The 21,945-nt window shown below is 66.0% G+C and carries 22 protein-coding genes; 13 read left to right on the top strand and 9 right to left on the bottom strand.

Annotated elements, in window-relative coordinates:
* The 4 genes from tcuA to RJQ01_RS01225 all read left to right on the top strand — a co-directional run bounded on the left by tcuA (position 1) and on the right by RJQ01_RS01225 (position 4,986).
* The gene (tcuA, locus tag RJQ01_RS01240) at positions 1–1,509 is read left to right on the top strand and encodes an FAD-dependent tricarballylate dehydrogenase TcuA (protein WP_350474878.1); all 1,509 of its coding nucleotides are present in this window, start codon (positions 1–3) and stop codon (positions 1,507–1,509) included.
* Entirely contained in the window at positions 1,481–2,719 is a 1,239-nt protein-coding gene (locus RJQ01_RS01235; protein WP_350474877.1) for an MFS transporter, read from the top strand. Before tcuA ends, RJQ01_RS01235 begins: the two co-directional genes overlap by 29 nt.
* A gap of 157 nt (positions 2,720–2,876) precedes the next feature.
* Positions 2,877–3,899 (top strand): glucose-6-phosphate dehydrogenase (coenzyme-F420), encoded by a 1,023-nt coding sequence (gene fgd / locus RJQ01_RS01230; RefSeq protein WP_350474876.1) that lies wholly within the window; start codon positions 2,877–2,879, stop codon positions 3,897–3,899.
* Between the two features lie 82 nt (positions 3,900–3,981).
* On the top strand, positions 3,982–4,986 hold the full coding sequence (locus RJQ01_RS01225; protein WP_350474875.1) for a TIGR03557 family F420-dependent LLM class oxidoreductase: 1,005 nt from the start codon (positions 3,982–3,984) through the stop codon (positions 4,984–4,986).
* On the opposite strand, the gene RJQ01_RS01220 is transcribed toward RJQ01_RS01225, so the two are convergent.
* From RJQ01_RS01220 to RJQ01_RS01205, 4 genes are all read right to left on the bottom strand, one after another.
* The gene (locus tag RJQ01_RS01220) at positions 4,983–5,828 is read right to left on the bottom strand and encodes an ABC transporter ATP-binding protein (RefSeq protein WP_350474874.1); all 846 of its coding nucleotides are present in this window, start codon (positions 5,826–5,828) and stop codon (positions 4,983–4,985) included. The genes RJQ01_RS01225 and RJQ01_RS01220 overlap by 4 nt on opposite strands.
* Positions 5,825–6,916 (bottom strand): putative F420-0 ABC transporter permease subunit, encoded by a 1,092-nt coding sequence (locus tag RJQ01_RS01215; protein ID WP_502885208.1) that lies wholly within the window; start codon positions 6,914–6,916, stop codon positions 5,825–5,827. Before RJQ01_RS01215 ends, RJQ01_RS01220 begins: the two co-directional genes overlap by 4 nt.
* Entirely contained in the window at positions 6,913–7,893 is a 981-nt protein-coding gene (locus RJQ01_RS01210; protein WP_350474873.1) for a putative F420-0 ABC transporter substrate-binding protein, read from the bottom strand. The genes RJQ01_RS01215 and RJQ01_RS01210 overlap by 4 nt, the downstream gene beginning before the upstream one ends.
* Before the next feature lie 209 nt (positions 7,894–8,102).
* Positions 8,103–8,762, bottom strand: a complete 660-nt coding sequence (locus RJQ01_RS01205) for a nucleotidyltransferase family protein (RefSeq protein ID WP_350474872.1) — start codon at positions 8,760–8,762, stop codon at positions 8,103–8,105.
* On the opposite strand from RJQ01_RS01205, the gene RJQ01_RS12800 reads away from it, so the two are divergent.
* From RJQ01_RS12800 to RJQ01_RS01180, 5 genes are all read left to right on the top strand, one after another.
* Positions 8,704–9,423 carry an SRPBCC family protein gene (locus tag RJQ01_RS12800; protein ID WP_502885207.1) on the top strand — a complete coding sequence of 240 codons (720 nt, stop codon included), beginning with the start codon at positions 8,704–8,706 and terminating at the stop codon, positions 9,421–9,423. The genes RJQ01_RS01205 and RJQ01_RS12800 overlap by 59 nt on opposite strands.
* Positions 9,423–10,223, top strand: a complete 801-nt coding sequence (locus RJQ01_RS01195) for an FAD binding domain-containing protein (RefSeq protein WP_350474870.1) — start codon at positions 9,423–9,425, stop codon at positions 10,221–10,223. Before RJQ01_RS12800 ends, RJQ01_RS01195 begins: the two co-directional genes overlap by 1 nt.
* Before the next feature lie 5 nt (positions 10,224–10,228).
* The gene (locus RJQ01_RS01190) at positions 10,229–10,720 is read left to right on the top strand and encodes a (2Fe-2S)-binding protein (RefSeq protein ID WP_350474869.1); all 492 of its coding nucleotides are present in this window, start codon (positions 10,229–10,231) and stop codon (positions 10,718–10,720) included.
* Positions 10,717–13,017, top strand: coding sequence for a xanthine dehydrogenase family protein molybdopterin-binding subunit (locus RJQ01_RS01185; protein ID WP_350474868.1), 2,301 nt, complete (start codon positions 10,717–10,719; stop codon positions 13,015–13,017). Before RJQ01_RS01190 ends, RJQ01_RS01185 begins: the two co-directional genes overlap by 4 nt.
* Before the next feature lie 74 nt (positions 13,018–13,091).
* Positions 13,092–14,258 (top strand): XdhC family protein, encoded by a 1,167-nt coding sequence (locus tag RJQ01_RS01180; protein ID WP_350474867.1) that lies wholly within the window; start codon positions 13,092–13,094, stop codon positions 14,256–14,258.
* Here the strand turns inward: RJQ01_RS01180 and RJQ01_RS01175 are convergent.
* Genes RJQ01_RS01175 through RJQ01_RS01165 form a run of 3 tightly spaced genes read right to left on the bottom strand, consistent with a single transcriptional unit; the run spans position 14,255 to position 16,794 of the window.
* Positions 14,255–15,022, bottom strand: coding sequence for an energy-coupling factor ABC transporter ATP-binding protein (locus RJQ01_RS01175; RefSeq protein WP_350474866.1), 768 nt, complete (start codon positions 15,020–15,022; stop codon positions 14,255–14,257). The genes RJQ01_RS01180 and RJQ01_RS01175 overlap by 4 nt on opposite strands.
* Positions 15,019–15,789, bottom strand: a complete 771-nt coding sequence (gene cbiQ, locus RJQ01_RS01170; RefSeq protein WP_350474865.1) for a cobalt ECF transporter T component CbiQ — start codon at positions 15,787–15,789, stop codon at positions 15,019–15,021. Before cbiQ ends, RJQ01_RS01175 begins: the two co-directional genes overlap by 4 nt.
* Before the next feature lie 12 nt (positions 15,790–15,801).
* On the bottom strand, positions 15,802–16,794 hold the full coding sequence (locus RJQ01_RS01165) for an energy-coupling factor ABC transporter permease (RefSeq protein ID WP_350474864.1): 993 nt from the start codon (positions 16,792–16,794) through the stop codon (positions 15,802–15,804).
* Positions 16,795–17,029: 235 nt separating this feature from the next.
* On the opposite strand from RJQ01_RS01165, the gene RJQ01_RS01160 reads away from it, so the two are divergent.
* A complete protein-coding gene (locus tag RJQ01_RS01160; protein ID WP_350475023.1) occupies positions 17,030–17,422 on the top strand; it encodes a Fur family transcriptional regulator in 393 nt (130 codons plus the stop codon).
* Positions 17,423–17,788: 366 nt separating this feature from the next.
* Positions 17,789–18,400 (top strand): GntR family transcriptional regulator, encoded by a 612-nt coding sequence (locus tag RJQ01_RS01155; RefSeq protein WP_350474863.1) that lies wholly within the window; start codon positions 17,789–17,791, stop codon positions 18,398–18,400.
* A gap of 287 nt (positions 18,401–18,687) precedes the next feature.
* Here the strand turns inward: RJQ01_RS01155 and RJQ01_RS01150 are convergent, their stop codons facing one another.
* Together RJQ01_RS01150 and RJQ01_RS01145 are read right to left on the bottom strand one after the other, a co-directional pair.
* On the bottom strand, positions 18,688–19,593 hold the full coding sequence (locus tag RJQ01_RS01150) for an NAD(P)-dependent oxidoreductase (protein ID WP_350474862.1): 906 nt from the start codon (positions 19,591–19,593) through the stop codon (positions 18,688–18,690).
* 170 nt (positions 19,594–19,763) lie between these two features.
* A complete protein-coding gene (locus RJQ01_RS01145) occupies positions 19,764–20,087 on the bottom strand; it encodes a hypothetical protein (RefSeq protein WP_350474861.1) in 324 nt (107 codons plus the stop codon).
* Between the two features lie 94 nt (positions 20,088–20,181).
* Here RJQ01_RS01145 and RJQ01_RS01140 point away from each other — a divergent pair, with 94 nt between their 5' ends.
* Together RJQ01_RS01140 and RJQ01_RS01135 are read left to right on the top strand one after the other, a co-directional pair.
* Positions 20,182–21,411, top strand: coding sequence for an MFS transporter (locus RJQ01_RS01140; RefSeq protein WP_350474860.1), 1,230 nt, complete (start codon positions 20,182–20,184; stop codon positions 21,409–21,411).
* 258 nt (positions 21,412–21,669) lie between these two features.
* Positions 21,670–21,945: hypothetical protein (locus RJQ01_RS01135; protein ID WP_350474859.1), on the top strand; the 276-nt coding region annotated here is incomplete at its 3' end.

Below are 21,945 nucleotides of genomic sequence, written 5' to 3'. Positions count from 1 at the left end.
ATGAATAGCGTGATCAAGCAGTACGACGTGATCGTGGTGGGTGGGGGGAACGCTGGCTTTTGCGCTGCGCTCTCGGCGCGTGAGAACGGGTCGAGCGTGCTGCTCGTCGAGAAAGGCGAGGAACACGAGTCAGGAGGGAATTCGTTTTACACGGCGGCTGCCTTCCGCGTCGTCCACGACGGCGGAGATGCTCTCGGGAGCTACTTCGACGCGGAGACGCAGGCTCGGTTGCCCGAAACCGAACTCGCGCCTTATACGGAAGGCGAGTTCCTCGACGACCTCGAGCGCGTGACGGAGGGTCGGGGCGATCGCACCATGGCTCAGGTTCTCGCGAAGGGGAGTCGTGAGGTGGTTCCTTGGCTGGCCTCGCACGGGTTCGTGTGGAGACTCATGTATGAGCGCCAGGCATACTTCTCTGAGGGGAAGCAAGTCTTCTTCGGGGGTTTGGCCGTCTCGCCCGTTGGCGGTGGAAAAGGCCTCATCAGCGCCCACGAGGAGGCAGCCGCCAACGCCGGCGTTCACGTTCGATACGGCGCCGAGGTCACTGAGCTTCTGACCGAGGGTGAAGCGGTGGAGGGCGTGAGGGTCGCGATTGCGGGGGGCGGTGAGGAGGAGTTCCATGCGAAGTCGGTAGTGCTCGCAGCGGGCGGGTTCGAAGCCAATCCTCGAATGCGCGAGAAACATCTCGGAACCGGGTGGGATCAAGCGTATGTTCGTGGCACCCCGCTCAATACCGGCGATGTGCTCGAGCTGGCGCTGCGGCACGGTGCATCGCGGCACGGTGACTGGAGTACTTGTCACTCCACGGCATGGGACGTTGCCGCGCCTGCTGCGGGAGGCGACCGCTTGCTCACCAATCAATACACTCGCCAGAGCTATCCGATCGGTGTGGTGGTGAATGTGATGGGCATGCGCTTTCTCGACGAGGGAGCGGATTTCCGCAACTACACCTATGCGAAGTACGGCGCACAGATTCTCGCGCAACCAGAAGGCCGCGCATTCCAGCTCTACGACTCGAAGACGCGCTCGCTATTGCGTCGTGAGGAGTATGAGAGTGCGGGAGTCACGGAATTCGTGGCCGATTCTCTTCATGAACTTGCGCAGGCCGCGGGAATCGACCCTGGCGGACTTGAGCGCACCGTACACGACTTCAATGCGAGTATCGAGCAGAAGCCGTTCGACCCGGCGATCAAGGATGGCCGTGCCGCGCACACGGAACCGCCCAAGTCGAACTGGGCTCTCGAGCTGGATTCCCCGCCCTTCTATGCCTATCCCGTTACTTGTGGCATCACGTTCACCTTCGGAGGCCTCAAGGTCGACGAGTCGGCACGGGTATTGAGTGCTGATGGTCTGCCAATGGGTGGCCTCTTCGCGGCGGGCGAGATCGTGGGCGGGTTGTTCTCCATCAACTACCCCGGAGGCAGTGGGTTGACCGCAGGAACCGTGTACGGCCGTCTCGCAGGTCGAGAGGCGGCTCAGTATGCACGTGCGGTCGCGGTCGCATCCTGAGCCTAAGGTGTACCGACTCCGCGCGACGTTTGCCTGCGCACTACTCGTGCATGTGGGGATCAACGGGGTTCGACCGATGTCTTCGTACCGTGCTCTCGAGCTCGGAGTCGGCACCGAGTCGCTGGGGTTACTGAACCTCTCTTTCGGGGCGGTCGCTCTCCTCCTCGCCATGCCGTTGGGGAGTGCCGCAGACTCGCGGGGGGCGAAGCCGGTGATCGTGTGGTCCGTTGCGACACTCGCGTGCGGCGCGGGTCTAGCGACAGTGGCCCCGAACTTCTCAGTTCTGCTGGTCTCGCAAGCGTTGTGCGGGGTCGGGTTGGTGGGGTCCGCAGTGGGATTTCATAGTCTTGTGGCGAACGTGGGGCCGCTCTCTGGGGGAGACACAAGATTCGGAACCTTCTCCGTAGTCGTTGCGACCGGACAACTCATTGGACCGATACTCGCTGGTGCGGTTGCTGAGTTTGGCATGGCCGGAAACGAGCCCTACGGAGCCCGAGGAGCGTTGCTGGGCGTGGTCGTGCTCGCAGTGATGGGCGCGGCGGTCGCACTAGTGCTGCCAGATTCGCGAGTTTCGGTGCCAGCGACCGTGAGGAAAAACGGGACTCGGGCTGTGGGGAAAATTCTTCGATCTGGCTCGGCTCGACGTGCGTTGCTCGTGAGCACACTGGTCTTTCTCGCGGTCGACCTCCTCAGCACGTTCTTGCCGGCATACGGTGTCCACGTAGGCTGGTCCATCGGCACAGTGACGGTCCTTCTCGGGCTCCGCGCCGCCGCGTCGATCTTGAGCAGGCTCCTGCTGGGCCGATTGCTCACGCTCATGCGCCGGTCTGGCCTACTCGTCGGGGGCAGTCTTCTCGGCGCTGCCGCACTCGTGATTCCTCCCCTCGTGCCCTTGCCTCACGGAACCGTCGTGGCCGCGGTGGCGCTGTTCATCTTTGGTGTGGGTATCGGAGTAGGCCAGCCGATCACCATGGCTTGGTTGGTACGCACTTCTCCGAATGAGCACCGATCGCTCGGAATTGGTGCTCGGTTGAGCGTCATTCAGGCCGGTCAGATACTCGTCCCACCAGCTATGGGTGTTTTGGTGGCGTTCGCCGGGCCCGCTTGGATCTTCTGGGGTCTCAGTGCGCTACTTGCCTCTGTCGCCGCAACAACGAGGCGAGGGGGTGTCGATCCGACTGCGGAGGTTGCGCCTGTCGAGCCAGACTGAAAAATGATCTCCGCCACGGATAACAGTGCGACACCATGCCTACGATGGGCATGGAGTTCACGAAGGTGGGCGCCCCTCCCGGGGACGGGGACGGCAGGTTACCGGGAAGTCGTTTGAGACCTGGTGGATGTTAGATACTGTATGCGATAATGGTGCCATGACACGTCCTTTGAAACTCGGGTACAAGGCCTCAGCTGAGCAGTTCGATCCGCGTGAACTCGTGGAGATCTCAGTAGCGGCCGAAGCGCACGGCATGGAGAGCGTCGCGGTGAGCGACCACTTCCAGCCCTGGCGGCACGAGGGCGGGCACGCCCCCTTCTCGCTCTCGTGGATGGCGGCGGTGGGGGAGCGCACCTCGTCCATCATGATCGGCACGAGCGTGATGACGCCGACGTTCCGCTACAACCCCGCTGTCCTCGCACAGGCGTTCGCGACCATGGGTCTGCTGTATCCGGGCCGAATCTTCCTCGGCGTGGGTACCGGTGAGGCTCTCAATGAGATCGCGACCGGGTTCCGAGGCGCCGGTGAACAGACCTGGCCCGAGTTCAAGGAGCGCCTGGGTCGCCTGCGCGAGTCGATCGAGCTCATGCGCCAGTTGTGGACCGAGGAGCGCGTGAGCTACCGCGGCGAGTACTACTCCACGCAGGACGCGAACATCTACGACCGCCCCGAGACGCCCGTCCCGATCTACATCGCAGCGGGCGGCCCCCAGGTCGCGAAGTTCGCCGGTCGCCTCGGCGACGGATTCATCTGCACGTCGGGCAAGGGCGAGGAACTCTACGCTGACAAGCTCCTCCCGGCCGTCAAGGAGGGCGCGGAAGCCGCCGGCAAGCACGTCGACGACGTCGACCGTCTCATCGAGATCAAGATCTCTTATGACACCGACGCCGACGTGGCGCTGGAGAACACGCGCTTCTGGTCGCCGCTGTCGCTCAGCGCCGAGCAGAAGCACGACATCACCGATCCGATCGAGATGGAGAAGGCAGCGGATGCGTTGCCCATCGAGCAGATCGCGAAGCGCTGGATCGTCGGCAGTGACCCTGATGAGGTCGTGGCCGAGGTCGCCAAGTACGTTGACTACGGCTTGAACCACCTCGTGTTCCACGCCCCTGGTCACGACCAGCGCCGCTTCCTGGAGCTCTTCGAGCGCGACCTCGCACCGCGACTGCGCGCTCTCTAGTGCTCCGGCGACTGTCGGGCGTCGCGTCCCGATGCCCGACAGATAGGCTCGTCGACGAGAGGGCGAACCTTAGGATGGGCCAGTGGCCACTCCACTCATAGGTTTCGCCCCCTCGCTCGAGCAGCTCCGTCCGCTCGAGGCCGTTCACTGGGCGGTCGTCGCCGAGCAGAACGGTTTTCGCGGAACGGTGGCGGGGGACGCGTTTCAACCGTGGACGCATCGCCAGGGCGAGGCGAGTTTCGTGTGGAACGTTCTGTCTGCCATAGGCGCCGGCACGGTGGGCGACCTGGGCGTCGGTGCGCTCACGCCAACCTACCGGTGGCATCCTTCGCTCGTGGCTCAGGCCTCGGCGACGCTCGCGGCGCTCTACCCGGATCGTCACTGGTTGGCGGTCTCGAGCGGAGAGGCCATCAGCGAGCACGTGGTCGGGGGCTATTGGCCCGAGCCCGCCGAACGGGTCAATCGCATGTTCGAGGCCGTCGCGATCATCAAGAAGCTCTTCGCGTCGGGAGTGAGCGGCCGCGACGTCAAGTACTCCGGGCGCTGGTACCAGCTGGAGTCCTCACGACTGTGGACCATGCCAGAGAAGGTTCCCCCTTTGCTCATTGCCACTGCCGGTCCGGTCACCGCGAAGCGTGCCGGTCAGGTCGCCGACGGGCTCCTCCTGGATTCGGTTCCCTACGAGAAGACGGGGATGCTCCTGCAGCGCTTCACGGAGGGCCTGAGTGAAGCCGGCCGATCGAGATCTGCCGATCCGCAGCACGCCATACGCATTCATCTCTCCTGGGCGCCGACGGATGAAGAGGCGATGGCGAACGCGCTCGCCGAGTGGCCGCAAGCGGGGATGCGCTTCGCGAAGAGCGACATCCGTTCCCCCTACGACGTGGAGCAGATCGCGAACCTGGTACGCGCGGAAGACTTCGACGAGCGGATGCTCATCACCAGTGATCTCGAGCGGCATCGTGCGAGCATCCAGAAGTACCTCGATCTGGGCTTCTCGCGGATCATGCTCCACAATGTCGGCCGGAACCACGACGAGTTCCTTCGGGTGTTCGGCCGGGACGTTCTCCCGCACCTGAGCAGCTAGACGGCGGCGACCTCGCGGAATGTGCGCTCTGCCTCCCGCGCGGGAATCCGCGTGTCGCGGGCGGGGGACGCGCTCGGGGCGAAGCTGAGCGCCCGACGCCCCGTGTCGGGATCCACGAGGATACTGGCGTCGACCCCGTAGACCTCGCTGATGAGAGACGCGGTCAAGGTGCGGTCTGTCGGCCCCGAGACGATCCGCCTTCCGTGGGACAGGACGAGTGCATGGTCACTGTGCTCAAGGGCGAGGGTGAGGTCGTGCAGCGCCACCACGACGGTCGTGCCGGCGTCGGCACGCTCCCGTAGCAGGGTCATGACCGCGAGTTGAGCAGAGATGTCGAGATGGTTCGAGGGCTCATCGACGAGGAGCAGTTGAGGTTCTTGGGCGAGCGCCATGCCGATGGCCACGCGCTGACGCTCGCCCCCCGACAGCGTGGCGAGGTTGCGGTGCTCGAAGGAGGACATTCCGACGGCCTCGAGCGCGTCCGAGACGACATCGGGCGCGTCGTCGCCTCCCCACGCGCCGAGATGTGGTGTGCGGCCCAGGGCCACAGCGTCGCGCACGGTGAGGTCGACACTCGCCTCGGTGGACTGCTCGACGAGAGCCACCCTGCGCGCACGCTCACGCCGGGTCAGGCCATCCAGGTCCTCGTCGTCGAGCTGCACGACTCCCGTGCCGTGGATGCGCGCCAGCGCCGCGAGCAGGCTGGACTTGCCGGCCCCGTTGGGCCCGACGACTGCGGTGATCGTTCCTGCCGCGGCCTCGACGTCGATCGAGTCCACGAGGGGCGTGCCTCCGGTGACGACGTTCACGTTCCAGGCGGACAGGCCAGGCGTAGTACTCACGATCGAACTCCCATCGATGACCGACGTGCGAGTAGAGCGGCGAAGACGGGGGCGCCGACGAGAGCCGTGATGACCCCCACGGGCAGTTCCCGAGGCTCGAACACCGTCCGCGCGAGGGTGTCCGCCAGCACGAGGAAGGCGGCACTGTTGATCGCGACGAGGGGCAGCAGCGACGTATGGCCGGGACCGACTATGAGTCGAACCATGTGAGGCAGCACGATACCCACGAAGCCGATGGCGCCGCTCACGGCCACCATGGCCCCCGTGAGCAGCGCGGTAGCGACGAGGAGCATGAGGCGCGTTCGCGCGACGTTCACGCCCAGCAGCGCAGCAGATCGATCCCCGAAGGTGAATGCGTCGAGGGTACGCCCCGTGGCCAGCAGCGCGCCGCCGACGACGAGAAGAGCGATGCCGGCGATCCTGACGCTGTTCCAGTCGGCGGCGCCCAGGGTACCCAGGAGCCATCCCAGAATCTCGCGATAGGAGTCGCCGGTGGCCGTCCAGAAGATCACGAAGCTCGTCAGCGCTCCGAAGACCGCCGAGACCGCGACGCCCGCGAGCACCGTGCGCACCGGCGTCAGGGGGCCGGCGCTTCGCGCGATCATGAGGGTGGCCCCGAGCGCGAGGAGAGCGCCCAGGAAGGCCGCGACGGGAAGAAGCAGGCTCGCCCCCAGCACGATGACAGAGACTGCGCCGAGCGACGCCCCGGAGCTCAAGCCCAGCAGAAAGGGGTCGGCGAGAGGGTTCCGCGTCACGGCTTGCATGATCACGCCGGCGATGCCGAGGCCCGCGCCCACGGCCGCCGCCGTAAGCGCGCGCGGCAACCGGAGCTCCCACACGATGCTCGCCCGCAGTGCGAGGTCCGCCCGATCACCGGTGACTCCGTCGACGAGAATGGCGCCCAGCTCGACGAGTCCGATGTCGGCTGGCCCGATGACGACGCCGAGAACGAGGGAGAGCACGAGCGCCGCGCTCCCGAGCACGTACGTCGCGACGACGGTGCGTCGGCGCGGCGTCCGCCGGGGAGCGAGCGGTCGACCCTGTGACGCGCGCCCCCCCGCCACCTCACGAACAGGCGTCCATGTCACGGCAGCGACACCATCCTGAGCTGTGCGCTGAGGTCTTCCGCAGCCCATGCCGTTCGCGCACCCGCCTCCGTTGAGGCGAACGGGATGACCAGGTAGCGGCCGTTGACGACCGCCTCGAGCCGTGACGTTGCGGCATTCCCTTCGAGGAGCGCGATCTTGTCCTCGACCGAGTTCCAGCTCGCGTCCACGAGCACGATGACATCGGGGTTCGCGTCCACGATGGCTTCCCAGCTCATGGAGGTCCATGTGTCGCGAACATCCTCCGCGACGTTCTCGACACCGATGAGGTCCATGATCAGCTGAGGGTTGCCGATGCCGGCCCCCACATACGGTGTCTCGGTGCCCGAGGAGTACCAAAGAGCGGTGAGGCCGCGCGAGTCCGGTGCGATACCGTCGAGCGTCGCGCGCTGATCCTCGAGGAAGGGGACAGGGTCCACGTCGAAGATCTGGGCGACCTCGCGCACGTGCTCCTCCAACAGGTCGACGGTCATCGACTCAGGCTGATACGCCGGGTCCTTGCACGCGCTGGGGGCGACGTAGGTATCGATGCCGAGTGCCGCGTACGACTCGCGTTCTCCTGCACTGTCGGCACTGAAGACGGATTCCCAGCCGGCGAAGACGAAGTCGGGCTCGAGGGCCAGGACCGCCTCGCGGCCCGGGGCTGATTCTGAGAGGGTCGGGATGTCGACGCCGTCGCTCCACCGCTCGGGCACGGGGCCGTCGGGAAACGCTTGCGCCACGATGCGGTCGCCGAGCCCCAGCGCCAGGAGCAGCTCCGTCGAGGAGGACTTGACGGTGACGACTCGCTGCGGCGGAGCGTCGACAATCACTTCCGTGCCGCAGTTGTCGATGGTGAGCGAGGCGCCGCTCGAGGGAGCGCTCGGAGCGGGCGCCGCGCCCGAACTGACGACGGTGCAGCCTCCGGTGGCCGTGACGGCCACGATGAGGGCGACGATGGGCGAGGTGCGAGTGCGCATGGTACTCCCGGCAGTGGATGAAGTCAGGTCGAGGGGTGAACCGAACGTGGCTCGCAACCAGGACAGCCAAGAAAAGGCGCGTCATCATCGACGAAATGTTCGCCGAGGGTACTGAATACAGTATGCACTACAGAAGCAGGTTGTGTCGAGCGGCATGGAGGGTTGAGCGGCATGGAGGTATGACGGGCACGACGTCGTGCAGGGCGGCCTCAGCTCCCATCACGCCTGTCTTGTGCGACGTCATGGTCGATCCCCGTCGCGAGGTCCTCACACGGTACGCGGATGAGTTCTGGGTGATCGTGCAGAAAGCGGCGAGCCCCCTCGTCGCCTCGAGCCGTCGAGGTGATCGCGCGCCAGTGGTGTCGGCCGACCGCGACAGGGTGCCCCGGAACGGATCCGAAGTAGGCGCGCGCGAGCGCGTCTCGCGCATCGCCGCGCGGCGCGCGCGAAGCACTCGGCACGGCGGCCTGACCGAGATCCGCGGTGTCGCGCGCGGTCACGGCGTCGATGACCCGGGCGACGATGCTGGCCTCGACGTCCGGGGTGTCCACCAGGAGGATCACGGCAAGGTCGGCTGTCGTGTGCTCGAGTGTGTCGAGCCCCGCGCGCACCGATCCGGCCATTCCGCTCTGCCAGTCATCGTTCTGAACGACCGTGACGAGGGGGTTGCCGAGGTCGACCGCTCCGAGGCTCGCAACTCTCGTGGCGTCGGCGGCCCCCAAGACGAGGACGACGCCATGGCATCCGCCGCCGAGCAGCGCTGACACAGCGTCGGCCAACCATGCGCCGTTCTGCGCGAGTGCCTTGGGCATGCCGTATCGCGTCCCGGATCCTGCGGCGAGCAGCACGCCCTGTATCGAAGTGTTCATGCCCGCAGTATCCTCCGCTCTCGTCCGCAGAGGAGGGACTAGGCGGGCCGCGACCAGCCGTCTGTTCTGCCCGACTCAGGCGATTCTCGGCCAGTTCATGCTTTGCGCTACACGGTACCTCGGCGTACAGTCGAATCTAATATCCAATGAGGGACAGATCGCGACGTTTCCCGTGGACGACGAGAGAACGGATGGGCCAGTGGCACGCAACGAGTTCCACCGAGAGATAGCTGTTGCCTCCTCGCCGGAGGAGACCTGGCAGGTGATTACGACGGTCCCGGTCGTCGTGGGATGGGTGGACATCGTCGAGGACGCGGTGGAGGTGGAGCGCCTCTCCAAATACACCGCCGTGCTCATGGATCGCCTCGGCCCCTTCAAGCTGCGCGCCGATCTCGACATCGACATCTTCGATGTCGTCGAGGGCGAGTCCCTCGCGGGCAAGGCCAGCGGGGAAGACCGCCAGGTGGGATCTCGACTCATGATCGAGGGCAGCGTGCGCCTCGCGCCGCGCGAGCCCTCGGGCACCGTGGTCACGGTGCAGGGTTCCTACGAGGTGTCCGGCAAAGTCGCCTCCATGGGTTCCGGCACGATCAACAAGAAAGCCGAGAAGATCATGGAGAAGTTCTTCGCCACGGCAGTCGCGGCGCTCGGAGAGGTCTAGTGCTGCCCCCGTTCAGGCTCGCACGCCCCTCCACTCTGGACGAGGCGCTTGAGGCTCTGGGAGAGGATCAGGTCGCCTACTGCGGGGGTACCGAGCTGCTCCTCGCGATGCGGGCCGGGCTCACGCGCCCGGAGGCTCTCGTCGACGTCAAGCGCCTACCAGAGCTCTCCGGCATCGCCGTCGACGGGGGCCACCTCGTGATCGGAGCACGCGAAACCCACATGGACGTCGCCGCGAATCCGTTCGTGCTTCGCCATCTGCCCATGCTCGTCTCCGTCGTACGAAACGTCGGGAATGCACGAGTGCGAGCGCAGGGCTCCGTGGGCGGCAACCTGTGCTTCGCCGAGCCCAAGTCAGACCTGGGTACTGCACTCATAGCCTTCCAGGCGACCGTCACCCTCGCATCGCCCCGCGGTCGGCGTGAGCTCACCGTCGAGGACTTCATCGTTGGGCCCTATTACGCCGAGAAGGAGCCGGACGAGCTGCTCGTCGACGTGCGCATACCGATACCGGCGAAGGGGACACGGGCTACCTATCTCAAGTACCAGACGATGGAACGTCCGACTGTTGGCATCGCACTCGTCGACGATCCGGATTCCGGACAGTCGCGGCTCGCCATCGGTGCCGTCGGGGAGACCTCGATGGCGTGGAACTTCACCTCCATGAAGGACATCGACTCGACCGCGATCTCGAACGAGATCGACCCGACACCGGATCTCGCGGGGTCGGAGCGCTACAAGCGTCACATCACCAAGGTCTACGTCGATCGAGCGATCAACAACCTAGCGAAGGTGGGGTAGGTGCCATGAGTCGGCAGCCAGAGCTTGTTCCCGTGAGCATCGAGGTCAACGGGACGGTCGTCGACAGGTCAGTGGAACCGCGCTCCTTGCTCGTCGACTTCCTGCGCGACGATCTCGGGCTCACCGGCACGAAGGTGAGTTGCGAACTCCAGGTGTGCGGCGTGTGCACCGTGCTCGTCGAGGGGCGACCGGTCAGTTCGTGCACGTATCTCACGGTCGACGCCGATGGCCTGCGCGTCACCTCGGTCGAGGGGCTGTCTGACGGCAAGACCCTGCACCCCCTGCAGGAGGCCTTCGTGGATTGCCAGGCGCTGCAGTGCGGTTTCTGCACTCCCGGGTTCCTCATGATGTCGAAGGCGCTGCTGGACAGCACGCCGGAGGTCGAGCACGAGGAGATCGTGGACCACCTCGAAGGCAACATCTGCCGGTGCACCGGTTATCAGCCAATCGTCGAGGCGGTCGAGCGCGTCGCCGCTCAGGGAAGGGTCGACTCATGAGTGAGTACGCCACGGTCGGGACGTCGGTTCGTCGCCCCGACCTCGTGGAGAAGGTGCTCGGCACCGCTCAGTACACGGTCGACGTCTCCGTTCCCGGAATGGTGCACGCGGCGGTCGTGCGGTCGAACCGCGCGCACGCGCGCATCGTGACCATCGATGCTGAGGATGCTCGCACCCAGCCCGACGTCATCGGCGTCGTCACGGCGAGCGATCTCGAGCCGTTGTTCGCCCGATTCGGGCACGTGATCGCCGACCACGTCATCCTGGCGACCGAGAAGGTTCGCTACTTCGGGGAGCCTGTCGCCATCGTCCTGGCGGAGACGCGCGGGGCCGCGCACGACGCAGCCGGCCTGGTGCACGTCAGCTATGAAGACTTACCCTCCGTCATGACGGCGGAGCAGGCGCTCGCCGAGGATGCTCCGCTCGTGCATGAGACGACTTATGATGCCACCGGGGACGACAGCTTCAAGAATCTTGCCGGCAAGAAGGCAGACGGCGACTCAGCGGCGGATGACGCGCTGTCGAATGTTGCCCACGAGGCGAGCCTCGCGTGGGGAGACGTCGATGCGGCCTTCGAGACGGCGCATCTGATCGTCGAGGACACCGTGCACTATCCCATGCTCTACGGGTACGCCATGGAGCCCTACAACGCGGTCGCCTCGTTCAGTGACGGCGAGCTGGTGGTCACGAGCACGGCGCAGCACCCCTACATGGTGCGTGATGATCTCGCCCGCATCTTCGACCTGCCTCTGTCACGCGTTCGCGTCTCAGCGCCCTACCTCGGGGGCGGGTACGGAACGAAGTCGTACACCAAGGTCGAGCCGATGGCCGCGGTGGCCTCCTGGTACTGCGGCCGGCCCGTCAAGCTGGTGATCTCGATCGAGGACTCCATCTACACCACCCGCGTGGACTCCGCGAAGATCCATGTTCGCAGCGCTTTCGACGCTGACGGGATCATCCAGGCGCGCGAGTTTGACATCGTCATGGATTCGGGCGCGTATGCCGACAACAGTCCACTCGTTCTCGCGAAGGCGGTGAACCGCTGCTTCGGCCCCTATCGGGTGCCCCACCTCCGCGTGCGAGGCCGATCGATCTACACGAACACGACGCCAGCATCGTCGTATCGCGGCTTCGGCGCCCCGCAGGGCAACCTCGCGGGCGAGACGAACATCGATCGCGCTGCTGAGCTGCTCGGCATCGATGCGGCTGACATCCGCCGACGCAATCTCGTCCAGTTCGGGGAGCCGATTCTGCGCGGCAAGCGCGGGATCGATGCGGACCTGCCCGCCGATCTCGAGCTTGTCGTCGCCTCGCTCGAGAAGGACCGTACTGATCGTCCGGGATACGGCATCGGGTTCGGATGCTCGGCGTCGGACGCGGGCGCCTACCCGATCTCCACGGCTCAGGTGCGCATCCAGTCCGACGGCTCCGTCATCGTCCTGAGTGGTTCGACCGAGATGGGCCAGGGCAGCCGCTCGGCTCTCGGCCAGATCGCTGCCGAGGAGTTGCGCGTGAGGGTGGACGTTGTCTCCGTCATGCAGTCGGACACCTCCGTCACACCGTATGAGCGCACGACGGGTGCGAGCCGCACGACGACCCTTGTCGGGCTCGCGCTCCAGCGGGCGTGCGCTGACGCGATCTCTCGCGTGCGCGACATGGCGGCGGAGATCTGGGAGTGCTCTGCCGAGCATGTTGTGCACGTCGACGGCGGTGTGGAGAACGGTGATGGCGCGACGATGACGTTCGGCGATGTCGTGCGAACATGGTTCGGCGGCGCCGCGGGGGAAGTGACCGGCGTCGGTCTCCTTCGCCGAGAAGGTGTCACCGAGGAGATGCCGCCTTTCTGGGAGACGGGCATGGTCGGAGTGGCGGTCGACGTCGACACGGAGACGGGAATGGTGACGGTCGACAAGCTCGTGACGGTCGCCGATGTCGGTTTCGCCATCAATCCGCGTGCCGTGGAGGGCCAGGATCTCGGCGCCGCGACGCAAGGTCTGGGCGCGGCCCTGTACGAGGAGCTCGTCTACGACGGTCCTCAGCTGATCAACGCGAACGTCGTCGACTATCGTGTTCCTCGCATGACGGACGTTCCACGCAAACTCGATCTCATCCTGGCTGAGCGTCGGGACGGTGTCGGCCCCTATGGCGCGAAAGGTGCGGGGGAGGGTCAGCTGAATCCCATCGGAGGCGCTGTGGCGTCGGCGGTGGCCAGGGCGGTGGGCAAGTGGCCTACGCGGCTGCCGCTGACCCCCGAGCGCGTGTGGCGCCTCCTCAACGATCTTGATGAGACCGACTAACATCTGCGGCGGTAGTCGCAGACATCGGATGGCGTCACCGGTTCTGCAGAGGCAGGATCGGCGGGAGAGGGCGTATGCGCGCACTCCTTCGTGACGTTCTCGAAGAATGGGAGTCCGGTCGGCCAGTGGCCCTCGGCACGGTCATCGCGACATGGAGGTCTGCTCCGCAGCCCGTCGGCGCATCCATGATCGTCGACTCCGACGGCGCCGTCGTCGGCTCGGTGTCGGGTGGATGTGTCGAGGGTGCGGTGTACGAGATCGCCCAGAAGGCGATCGCCGACGGTCAGCCGGCGCTTGAGCACTACGGCGTCAGCGACGATGACGCGTTCGCCGTCGGACTCATGTGCGGTGGCATGCTGGACGTCTTCATCGAGCGCATCGACCCGGCGAGCTATCCAGAGTTCGGCACGATCGTCGCCGACGTTGAGGCGGGCAGACCTGTCGCCGTCGCGACCCTCGTCGAGCATCCGGACCGCTCTCGCGTGGGCCGACGGATGATCGTGAGGTCCCACGAGAGGGCTGACCCTGACGGAGCCGTCGGAGTGGAGGGGTCCTTGGGGTCGGACCGCATGGACGCCGCCGTGGAGACCGACGCTCGCGGCGCTCTCAGCACGGGCGTCAGCACGACGCTGACCTATGGGCCCGAGGGGGAGCGACTGGAGTCGGGTGCGCGCGTGTTCGTGGCGGCCTTCGCTCCGCGTCCGCGGATGATAATCTTCGGGGCCGTCGATTTCGCCCTCTCGCTCTCTCGTGTGGGAGCTTTCCTGGGCTTCCATGTGACCGTCTGCGACGCTCGAGAGGTCTTCGCGACGCCGAGCCGCTTCCCCGATGCCGATGAGGTCGTCGTGGACTGGCCCCACCGGTACCTCGCCCAGGAGCTCGAGGACCGACGCATCGACGATCGCAGCGTGCTCGTCGTGCTGACGCACGACGCGAAGTTCGACGTTCCCGTGCTCGAGATCGCCCTGAGGGCGCCGCAGATCCGCTATGTCGGCGCGATGGGATCCCGTCGTACGCACGATGATCGCATGGAGAGGCTCCGGGATGCCGGACTCACGGACGAGGAGCTGTCGAGGCTCTCGTCTCCTTTGGGCCTCGACCTCGGTGCCCGGACGCCTGAGGAGACGGCCGTGTCGATCGCGGCCGAGATCATCGCGCTCTCGTCAGGGGGGAGTGGAGCCCGCCTCGGCAGCCAGACGGGTCCGATTCACCATCGCGACACCGAAGCCGACCCTTCCTAGTGTGCCGACGGAGGCGAGAAGCCGTAGGGCAGCTCGAGACGGTGAGCGTGGAGCAACTCGGTGTCGCGAAGGATGTCGAGGATCGGCCCGTCTGCGACGACTCTCCCCTGATCGAGGATCACGGCGCGGTGGCACATCTCCGCGGCATAGGGAAGGTCGTGCGTGATCATGAGGATCGTCAGGTCGAGGCTCTCCAGTACGTCCGCCAGTTCGCGGCGACTGGAAGGGTCCAATCCAGTTGAGGGCTCGTCGAGAACGATGATGTCTGGCTTCATGGCGAGCACCGTCGCGACCGCGACGCGACGCTTCTGGCCGAAGGACAACCGGTGCGGTGCGCGGTCGATGTGGTCACTCATGTTCACATCGGCCAGCGCGTCGCGCACGCGCTCGTCGAGGGCCTCGTCACGCAGGCCGAGATTGGCCGGCCCGAAAGACACGTCGTCGCGAACGCGTGGCATGAAGAGCTGGTCATCGGGGTCCTGGAAGACCATGCCGACGCGTCTGCGCACCTCCGCTGCAGTGCGCGTGGAGACCTCGATCCCCTCGACGCTGACACGTCCGGTGCGCAACCCCTCGCGACCGATGCCGAGAATTCCGTTGAGGTGGAGCGCCAGGGACGTCTTGCCCGCCCCATTGGGTCCCAGCAGCGCGACGCGCTCGCCGCGCTCGATCCGCAGAGAGACGCCGTCGAGTACGTGGGTGCCATCGGGGTAGGCCGACGACAGGTTTTCGATCTCGATCGCCGCCGTCATGCCGTCAGTCACGATCCGAGGACGTGGCTCGCGACGGTCACGATCAGCGCCAGCACGGCGGGGCTCAGGGCCACTGCCCACTCCGCGGCGGAGGCCGACCGTCCTGCGGCGGCGGGGAACACGCCGTCGTAGGCGCGAGCCAGCATCGCCAGGTGCACCCGCTCGCCGCGCTCGTAGCTCCTGATGAAGAGAGTTCCCACACTGGATGCGATCGCGCGGAAGTGCGCGACGCGATGGTCTTGCCCACCGCGCGACTGACGAGCGATGCGCATGCGCCTGACATCGTCGCCGACGATGACCGCATACCTGATCATGAAGGAGACGATCGCCGTCAGAGTGGAGGGCATACGCAACCGGTCGAACGCCAGCAGCAGCTCCTGGGCGCTGCTCGTGGCGGAAAAGGCGATCGAGGCAAGCAACGCAATGACGATCTTGGCGATCATGAGGAGCGCAGCGTCAACGGCGGGCGACGACACCGACACTCCGAGCACCTCAGTGCGCGGCCCCAGGGCGACGAGCGGTGTGACCACGGCGAAGACGACGAAGGGAAGGGCAAAGGTAAGGCCGCGCAGGATGCGTCCGATTGGCACGCGGGCCAGGCCGAGCACGACGAAGACGATCACGGCGTGCACTGCGAGTGCTTCCCAGGCTCCCGCGGAGACGCCGACGACGCTCAGCGCGAAGACGATTAGGGAGAGGAGCTTCGGGTGGGCAGGAATCGCGCCTGTCTCACGGGCCGACGGCCTCTCCACCCGGTGAGCGATCGCGGTAGACGTCACGGTGTCACGTCGTCACACCGTGCTCGAGGCGCGCGTCGACAGGCTGCGCAGTGCGAATGCGATCGCGAGCGTCACAGCGAACGTGAAGACGACTCCGATCACCCCCGCGAGACTCGCACCGATTACGCTCTCGCCGAACAGGGCGTAGTCAGCCAAAGGACTCGCCACCGCCACCGACTCCTCAGCGGTGTCCAGGAAGCCGAGGCTCTCGGCCACGTACTCCAGACCGTCGGGATTCGCGCTGGCAAGGAGGCTCACGCCGCCGCCGACGATGAGCGACAGGGCCAGGCCTACGGTCACGATGGAGCGGTTCGAGGCCCTCGTGGGACTCTCTGCGGCTTGGGAGCTCTCCTCGGCGGTGAGCGGCCGGGCGATCCGTACCAGGTCGGGCCTCGCGGCGAGGACGGCACCCAGCACGGCGGCCGTGATGACGGCCTCTCCGATTCCGATGATGAGGTGCCAGCCCACCATGGAGGCGAGGAGCCCGCCGACGGGAAGCTCGATCGCTCCGCCCAGCAGGTACAGGCCGGTGAAGACGAACGCCGACACGGGGACGGAGACGAACGCGGCAAGCGCGGCCGCCGGCACGACGGCGGGCCTGCGGTACCGCGCCAGCCGGAGCACGAGTCTCTGCACTCCATACGCCACGAACACGGGGATGATCGCCAGAAGCAGGAGATTGGTGCCGAGCGCGGTGATGCCGCCGTCCGCGAAGACCAGTGCTTGCACGATGACCACGACCGACATGACGAGCGTTCCGATCCACGGCCCGACCAGGGCGGCTGCAAGCGCTGCTCCGATGAGGTGGCCGCTCGTTCCGACTCCGACGGGGAAGTTGACCATCTGGCCCGCGAAGATGAATGCTGCTGTCAGGCCTGGCAGCGCGGGGCCCCGCATGCTGAGTTCGTCTCGAGCTCGGTAGCTTGCGAGGGCGAGGAAGCCTGCCGCCATGGTGCCGGTGGCAATGGACGTGGGGACATCGAGGAATCCGTCGGGTACGTGCATGAATACATGATGCACCTACATGCGACAAACTCGCAAGAGAGTCTGCGCTGGTAGCCAGGGGAAGGCCGTCGATACTCGGCCTGGGCTTCATGAGCTCTGCACTCTGCACCGGTCTGCGTGCGGGCCGGTGTGATAATTTTCGACCGTGTCGTCACTCAGCGAGAAGGACGCGGGGTCCGCTGGCTCCACGATAGCCGAGCAGGCGCTCGAGCAGGTCCGGCGCCGCGGACATCGCATGACGACGGCGAGGCGCGTGGTGATCGAAGCCCTCGCCACCCAGGGGGGACACCCCACAGCCGAGGACCTCTCTGCGACGATCGCCCAGCACCACCCCGGAATCCATCGAGCGACGGTGTACCGCACCCTCGAGACATTGACGGAGATGGGTGTCGTGGCTCATGTGCACCTCGGCCACGGCGCTGCGGCCTATCATCTGCTCGGGTCGCCGCAGGACGTCGCGCACCTTCACGCGCTCTGTCATCAGTGCGGGCGAGTGTTCGATCTGCCAGGCTCCCTGATGGACGAGGTCGCCGAACGCGTGCGCGAAGAGATTGGGTTCGAGCTGGAAGCGTCGCATCACGCGCTCTCGGGGCTGTGCCGGGCGTGCACGAGCACGACCGTACCGTAATGTCGAGGAGGACGAGCTCGCGATTCGCCGCAGGTTCCCTCGCGCCCATCCCGACGGGGCGGTCTCAGGCTACGGAACGGAGACTCGACCGTGTCGCGCGAGGGAAAACATGCTCATGCTGTACTGTTCGGTCGGGTGAGCCAACCTCGATGCGCAGGTCGGTTGCGATAGAGTCGATTCGCCCGTCTGCTCGCCTTCCCCGTCAACGAAGCGCGGCCGCATTCGCGCCACCGAGAGATCGAGTGGACGAGAGATAGCTAAGGGACCTGCATGACCGCCGGCAAAAACGTAGAACAACCCGACTCCCCTGAGTCGTTGGCCGCTATTGCGGACTCCGTTCGAGGGTCGTTCAAGACTGTCGAGGAGATGTCGCAGACCTTTATCCGGGAGGCGATCATCCAGGGCGTCTTCCGGCCAGGGGAGCGACTCAATCTCGATGTCATCGCCTCGACTCTCGGTGTCAGCCGCATGCCGGTGCGGGCAAGCCTTCGACAGCTCGAGGGCGAGGGGCTCCTGACGATCCACGCCCACCGGGGCGCCTCGGTGACGGTACTCGGAGCGAAGGAGATTGCCGAGGTATACGAGCTCCGGATCGTCTTGGAGAGCTTCCTGCTGGAGAAGGCGCTGGCACGTCTCGATGACGAGGGCCTCGCGACTCTCAAGGGAGTTCTCGATGACTTGAGCGCGTCGGACGAGTCCCCGTCACGGCTCGACCGGCGGCGGGACTTCTACGGCGTGCTGTACTCCTACGCGGAGAGCCCGCGCGCGGTCACCATCGTCGACAACCTGCGCGCCTCGGTCGGCCACTACCTGCTTCTGCAGCGTGTCGCCGATACTCCGGTGCACGAGGAGCTGTTCGAGTTCGTTCGTGCTCGCGACCTCGATGGCGCCCGCACATGGTTGGCGAAGCATCTCCGTCGCGTTTCGGAGAAGCTGCAGGAGCTCGTGGGGCGCGAGTCCGAGCCGCAGACCGCCTAGGAGTTGTCCTTCCGCGGAGCCAGTTGCACCTGTCCGCCCCCGTGGGAGGGTTGACCCGGCACCGTGTCCCACGCCGCACCGCACTCGTTGCACTGCAGGAGGACGGTGTTCAGCCCCGGCGTCCCCTCCGTCGTGGGAACCACGGTGTTGTCGGCGGAATCGCACTCGGGACAGGTCTCGGCGTATGACATGAATTTCCAATCTGCTCGGTAGCCGGGTGAATCGTATCGGGCAGGCGACGAAGCGGCCCGTCTCTCAACGAGCTCTCGTCGCGTGGACGAGGGTACTCACTCCGCCGTCTCGCTGAGGCTGCGCACGAAAGCATCCATGCTCGAGCTCGCCCCGCCGCCCTCCGTCCACGCGTTCTTCGCCACTTTGATGGCAGCGATCTCGGTCTCCACGAGCCGCGCGAGGGGGAGGGAGAGACCAGCCTTCTCGGCATGCTCGGTGAGAATGCGCATGTCTTTCTCCGCCCAGGGCATCGGTCGTGAGCGGGTCCACGTCTCGAGAGCCCAGTTGTTGCCGCTACTGAGCATCAGGGCCTCACGAAGCTGGGTCATGTCGACGTGCAGACTGTCTCCCAATCGCATGGCCTCGTAGTTCGCGGTGACCGTCGACCAGAGCACGAAGTTATTGAGCATCTTGCCGACCTGCCCGGCACCCAACCCACCGAGCCGATACATGTCGGAGGCCATCGCGGAGAGGGCGGGGCTGATCGCCTCGATGACCTTCTCGTCACCGCCGAGCATGATGAGGAGCGTCGCGTCTTCCGCTGCGGGCTCGCCACGGCAGATTGGTGAGTCCACCACGTGCACGCCATGCGCGCCACTCGTCTGGGCTGCGTCGATCACCGTCGTCGGCTCGACTGTGCTGCAGATCGCGATGACATGGCCCGGCCGCGCGGTGGCGAGGAGACCAGTCGTCTTGGCCTCGATGACCTCGCGCACCTGCTCGTCGAACCCGACCACCACGAGAGTCAGTGCGGTGGTGCTCGCGATCTCCGCGGGGGAGTTCACGACGTCGACACCGATGTCAGCCGCGGCTCGCCGCGCAGGCTCGAAGACATCGAATCCGAGCACGCGGTAACCCTTCTCTCGGAGGTTTCTCGCCATCGGGAGGCCCATCTTGCCGAGCCCGATCAGACCGATGCCTTCTGAGAGCGGCAACGGGTCGGCTCGAAGGTCATCGGTCATGGTTCAGCTCTCCACTCCAGGGCTCGTGTGTCCGGTTCGGGGATTCTAGCCGACCGCCATACGTGTGCCAGCGGGGTTGACTCCCGTGCCCGGGGGTGACGTTTCAGCCAGTGAGCGACGGTCGGCGCGCGTCACTGACGTGCTTCCGGATCGCGGGATGAGCGACGCGGTCACGGCACCGACGACTCATCCGCAGTCTCGTACGCCACTCCGAACACCAGCACGCCACCATCTGTCTGAGTGAGGAGACCCATGAGCTCGTGATCGCGAGCCGGATCGAGATCGCCATCGCGAATCTCGAGGACGATGTGCGCACGCCCGCCCAGCGCGGCCCCGAGCTTGCGTGTCGTCTCTTCGATGACATCGCCTCCGGCGCGCTCGATGATCCTACGGTGAAGGGGGTGGCAAGCGGTGTCCACGGGCGACGCACCCTCGGGCAACCGTGCGTAGACCAGCTCTCTCAGTCCGCGCGGATGCGTGCTGTTCTCGGACATGACGTCCCCCTGTCGTTGAGAGTGGCAGTGAAGCACAGCATAGTTGGATAGATTATTCAAAGGCCAGGGGGCCGTGAGAAAGAGGGATCGTCGAATGCCAGTATCGGGCGAGCCTTCCGAGTGGCTGAGCGCGCGCGCCTTGCTCCGTCGCCGTGACTTCGCGATCTACTGGTGGAGCGGGTTCGTGTCGTCCCCCGGCAATTGGGTGCACAACGTCACGGCATCCGTGGTGATGTTCACCCTCACGGAATCGCCGCTCATGGTCGGCCTTCTCAACTTCGCCATCTTCATCCCCAACTTGATCTTCAGTCTCCCGGCCGGCGTGCTGGGAGACCGATTCGATCGACGCTGGGTCGTGGGTCTCTCGAGCGGACTCGGAGCGGTGGCCGCTGCGGCACTCACGCTGATCAGCATGGCCGGCGGCGTGACGCCGGTCGTCCTGCTCCTCCTGTGCTTCGTGATTGGGTCTGCCAATCCGCTGGCCAAGCCTGCTCTGAGCGCGATGATCCCCGGTCTGGTGCCGCGCGGCGCGATCGGGCGCGCGACCGCGCTCTACATCGTCCAGTACCAGATCGGCCAGGCCGCCGGCCCGGCCATGGCCGCGGTACTGCTCCTCACGTCGTCGCCGACGTGGGCGTTCGGTCTCAATGCGGTGAGCTACCTCGCTCCCATCGCGGCCATGCTCATCATACGGTTTCCGGAGCGACCGACGGCGCAGCCGGAGAGCGGCGCGCAGCGACCCCGGGGGTCGATCATGGAAGGTCTGCGCTACATCGCTCGCGACAGCACCATGCTTCTCATGCTGCTCGCGATCGTGCTGACGAACGGCGCCGTGGAGGCGCTGCGCACGCTGGCCCCCTCGCTGGCAGACGAGCGAGGGCTCCCGGAGGCGGCCGGATTCATCGTGATGGGGTACAGCACCGGCGCGCTGCTCGGTCTGTTCCTCTTCGGCGTGGCCGACCGCCATCTCCGCCCGCGGTTACTCCTGTTGTCGGCGTTCGCTCTTCAAGCCCTCGGCCTCATTCTCGTCGTGCTCTCGCCGACGCTCGCGTGGGCCGTCGCTGGGGCGCTTCCCATCGGGCTGGGCTTCGCCCTGAGTATCCCGAGGCTGAGCGCAGGGTTACAGATGAGTGCGTCGGACGGCTACCGGAGTCGCGTGATGGCGGCGTTCACGATGGCCCACCTGGGCCTGCGACCCTTCTTCGCTCTGCTCGCCGGCGCTCTCGCTTCGCTCTCGATCAACGGATCGCTCCTCGTGTTCGTGGCGCTTGCCGTTGCGGCGGCGATCTTCGTCGCGCGCCGCGACATCGTGGGCCCCTCGTGAGATGAGCCGGAGTAGGGGGGCGGCGGCGGATTCGTGGCACGCGTCCTTCGCGGCGGCCATTGGCTCGACCCGAGTGCCCTCGTGGCCGCCACGACACCGGGGTTCATGCGGGCCGATCGAGCCGTAGAGGAAACCGTTGATCTTGTATCCAATAGCTGGTAACTTGCCGGAATAACTGAGTTCCGGCGCCGCGTCTGCCGGGTGCCACGGGTGGGCGAGCGAGATCGCGCATCATCGACAGCAGGAGGAGAGAGCCGTATGTCAGATATTCAGGTGTCAGAGCTTCCCGACATCAACAAGATCGAGCACCGCAAGCAGCCGTTGAGCGATGCGCACAACAGCGAGATGGGGCAGCGGGAGCAGTGGAACAAGAAGCACCCTCCGACTGAGGCTGTCATCATCAAGGACCTCAAGACGACGGACCTGACCCCGCGCGAGTATCGCAACACGCGTGCGCGGTTCTACCGTCTGGGGCACGACATCCGCCTGCAGCCGCACCTGAGTGAGCTTCCGCCGCTGGGTGCGTCGGTGAAC

It is taken from the genome of Microcella sp., assembly GCF_040286215.1.
Classification (GTDB): domain Bacteria; phylum Actinomycetota; class Actinomycetes; order Actinomycetales; family Microbacteriaceae; genus Microcella.
This window is presented reverse-complemented; position numbering and strand designations above follow the sequence as displayed.